Origin of the sequence: Shewanella sp. SG41-4 (assembly GCF_014164505.1) — a bacterium.
Classification (GTDB): Bacteria; Pseudomonadota; Gammaproteobacteria; order Enterobacterales; family Shewanellaceae; genus Shewanella.
Genome location: NZ_JACJFI010000367.1, coordinates 1 through 3073 on the forward strand (window position 1 = coordinate 1; position 3073 = coordinate 3073).

A 3073-nucleotide genomic window follows, 5' to 3' on the forward strand; every position below is an offset into this window, starting at 1 on the left:
GAATGGTTAGATAAATACATAAAAAATGGCTGAATGCACCACCGAGTACAAATAAATGCCAAATAGCATGATTAAACGGAATGCGCTTTCCAACATAGAAAATCACCCCTAAACTATAAAATAGACCTCCAGCAAGAAGTAGGCTTAGGCCTAAATTGCTCATGTGAGTTTTCAAATCGCCCATTACAGTGACGCATAACCAACCCATCACTAAATATAACGCCACGCTAAACGCTTTAAAGCGACCTATAAATAAAGTTTTAAAGATAACTCCGCCCAAAGCCAAAGACCAAATAGCTGTTAAAACCATTGTGGCTTGTGTGCTTTGTAAACTGATTAGCATCATTGGTGTATACGTGCCGGCAATCAAAGTATAAATAGCGCAGTGATCTGCCATTTTATAGCGTTTACGCCACAGCGCACTTTGGCTTGAGTGATATAATGTAGAAGCAAGAAATAAAGCGATAATGCTAATGCCATAAATTGCTACACCCGATATTTGCACTAACGTTAAGTGTTCGGGTGCTTTTATCAGCATTAGCATTAAGCCGATGATACCAGCAACAACACCTAATGCATGTGAAAGGGCATTGGCTTTTTCTTCTGCCTGGCAGTAATCTGAACCGGTAGATACTGCTACCATTTGCTGAGATGCCAAATTGTTTGATAATGAATTCATAATATCCTGTAAATCTTTATGGTTGGATTTTGAGCAAGGCTAGTCTATCAACCTCAAAACAAAATAGCTATATTTAAGTGAACACGTGTAAGCTGAAACTGCAGTGTGCATTTATGTTACTTATAATGCTAATTTAATGCTCGATTGGGTAAATATTTGTTAATTCAATTCATCCATAAATTCCATAAAAAGGTGCTACTTAATGAGGTTTATAACGTTATACTTAACCGATCATTCTTGGTGAGTTAGTCTATATGCCTGAAAAAAACCAACAGTCGAGTTCGCTTCAATCAACGACAACTAATAGCGCTGATCCGCATTGGGGCAACAAGCTATCACCGCGGGTTGAAAACGCTAACATTGAATTTAACAAAGGCGTGACACCTTTTGTTGAGAAAGAAGATGAAGTGATAGATGAACATGAATTACAACACCACCAACAACAAGTGGCCGATGATATTCAGTTGCAGTTAACGGGTGTGATTAGAACCTTACCAGTGGGCAATGAACCTTTATTACAGCCTAATCAATCAATGGATAGTGGCAATACTTGGCAACGTTTTTTGGCTGTAGTGAGTAATAGTAAATACATTACATTAATAGTGATTTTAATACATGTGTTCATTATTAGCCTAGCGTTACTATTTGGCCGAGTTGATATCAGTGGAATGACAGAAGTCCCGGTGACTCAACAGTCTACAAAACCATTACCGCCGTTAAAAAGTTATCTTATTACTCAAGCTGAATACGACAAATTAATCGAGCGAGCAAAATCAAATGCAGCTGTTCCATCTACTGAACTTGAACCTAAAAGTGGGATCTCAGAGGAAACGGATGGACAAAAAATTGAATCAGAACAATTAGAGCCTATAGTAAATTAATCAAAGATACTTTTTATCAAGCATAATCAGCAAAACATTTGCGCTAACCTAAACACCGTTTGCATGTATCGTTAAGGCAGTTTGTGGTATTTAAAGCGATGGGCAATCGTTGACCAGCACAACGCGCACAATATTCCACAAATAAGACCAACCAGATGTGATTCAGTGGCAACTCTGGCATTAATTAACTGGGTAATACTGCTCGTCGCACCAAATACCTGCTCGTATCCGACTTTAATGATCACACCAAGCAACAGTAAATAACCTGAACGGTAACCTTTGCGAATGTCCATTACTGCACCAAAAGCAAACAACCCATGTAACAAACCACTTAAGCCTACATAAGCTTTTAGACTAGGATAAAAGATATATAAACCAATACCTTCTAATAAACATAAACTGAGAAACAGTAATATCAACTTGCCTGGATGACGCTTGTAATGGACTTCATGTAAAAACACAATCACCCAGAATCCTGCCAGATTCATCAGCAAATGCCATAGATTAGTATGCAACAGGTTACCCGTGACTAATCGCCATACTTGCCCATGAGTAATAGCGTTATATTGATAACTTAAATACTGATCAATGGGCAAAAATGCAGGCGTTGGTATATCTGCTGCAAACAGCCCAATACAAATAAGGCTGATGACAACAACGATGTGATAAAGTCCAACAGTGTTTGATTTATGATTTAGCAAAATATCCTCTTTACGCACCGTCAAAACAAGCCAATTTAATTATCCAAACACACTTAAATTAACTGTAGCGCAAAATTGCCACATAGCGTTAACTTATGTTCTTTTTGTGTCGTCAACCAAATAACACAGCGGCTAGAGTTACATAAAGCCGCTGTGGTCAGTTACAGACAGTTATCGATATGCTTATAGCTTACTGTTTAATGAGTCCATCACAGATTGACTATTTTGCAAGTAATCATCTAAGCCACGTTGACGTAATACACAAGCAGGGCAATCACCACAGCCTTTACCAACAATACCGTTATAACAAGTTAACGTTTGATGTTGCACCAATGCTAATTGCTGATATTTATCAGCTAGTGCCCAGGTTTCCGCTTTATTGAGCCACATTAATGGAGTAATTATTTTGAGGGGTTTATCCATTCCAAGTGCTAATGAGTTTTGCATAGATTGAACGAATTCATTACGGCAATCTGGATAGCCTGAAAAGTCTGTTTCACACACTCCTGTAATAATGACATCACAACCCAATTGATAAGCGTATATGCCTGCTAAAGTTAAAAATAAAATGTTACGCCCGGGCACAAAAGTGTTTGGCAAGCCATTATTCATCAATTCATGTGATACCGGAATAGCGTCACGTGTTAATGCTGAAATGGCTAATTCATTTAATAAGGTGGTGTCCATGACTTTATGGCTAGCTAATTTCAACTCTATTGCCAAGGATTTTGCCACTTCGATTTCTTGACGATGGCGTTGGCCATAATCAAATGTTATCCCGTGTACTTCGTCATATTGAGATAAGGCTTGAA

4 protein-coding genes are annotated in these 3073 nt (G+C 38.2%); 1 reads left to right on the forward strand and 3 read right to left on the reverse strand.

Annotated features, from left to right (window positions below):
* The coding region (gene trhA, locus H5202_RS19685) for a PAQR family membrane homeostasis protein TrhA (protein ID WP_259397396.1) at positions 1-643 on the reverse strand (643 nt) is incomplete at its 3' end.
* 290 nt (positions 644-933) lie between these two features.
* Here trhA and H5202_RS19690 point away from each other — a divergent pair.
* A complete protein-coding gene (locus tag H5202_RS19690; protein ID WP_182773558.1) occupies positions 934-1560 on the forward strand; it encodes a hypothetical protein in 627 nt (208 codons plus the stop codon).
* A 71-nt stretch (positions 1561-1631) separates the two neighbouring features.
* On the opposite strand, the gene rrtA is transcribed toward H5202_RS19690, so the two are convergent.
* Positions 1632-2261, reverse strand: a complete 630-nt coding sequence (rrtA, locus tag H5202_RS19695; protein ID WP_182773559.1) for a rhombosortase — start codon at positions 2259-2261, stop codon at positions 1632-1634.
* 183 nt (positions 2262-2444) lie between these two features.
* On the reverse strand, positions 2445-3073 hold a 629-nt coding region (queC, locus tag H5202_RS19700; protein WP_182773560.1), incomplete at its 5' end, for a 7-cyano-7-deazaguanine synthase QueC.

Coding starts and splice junctions, on each gene's coding strand:
- H5202_RS19690 (WP_182773558.1), top strand. CDS start 934: ATGCCTGAAAAAAACCAACAGTCGAGTTCGCTTCAATCAACGACAACT.